The organism is Glycomyces sp. L485, from assembly GCF_022548875.1.
Taxonomy (GTDB): domain Bacteria; phylum Actinomycetota; class Actinomycetes; order Mycobacteriales; family Micromonosporaceae; genus Glycomyces.
Genome location: NZ_JAKZEW010000128.1, coordinates 1 through 244, shown reverse-complemented (window position 1 = coordinate 244; position 244 = coordinate 1). Strand labels below are relative to the sequence as shown.

The 244-nt window shown below is 74.6% G+C and carries 1 protein-coding gene; it reads left to right on the top strand.

Translation table 11 applies throughout. The features are described from left to right. Positions 1-244: DnaJ C-terminal domain-containing protein (locus L0U85_RS20260; protein ID WP_277606110.1), on the top strand; the 244-nt coding region annotated here is incomplete at both ends.

Below are 244 nucleotides of genomic sequence, written 5' to 3'. Positions count from 1 at the left end.
ACGACCCCTGCCCGGAGTGCCACGGCTCGGGCCGCGGCCGCTCGACCCGCACGATGTCGGTGCGGATCCCGGCCGGGGTGACCGACGGGCAGCGGATCCGGCTCAAGGGCAAGGGCGGGGCCGGTGAGAACGGCGGCGCCAACGGCGACCTCTACGTCACCGTCCACGTCCGCCCGCACCCGGTCTTCGGCCGCAGCGGCAACAACCTGACGCTGCAGGTGCCGGTGACCTTCGCCGAGGCCTC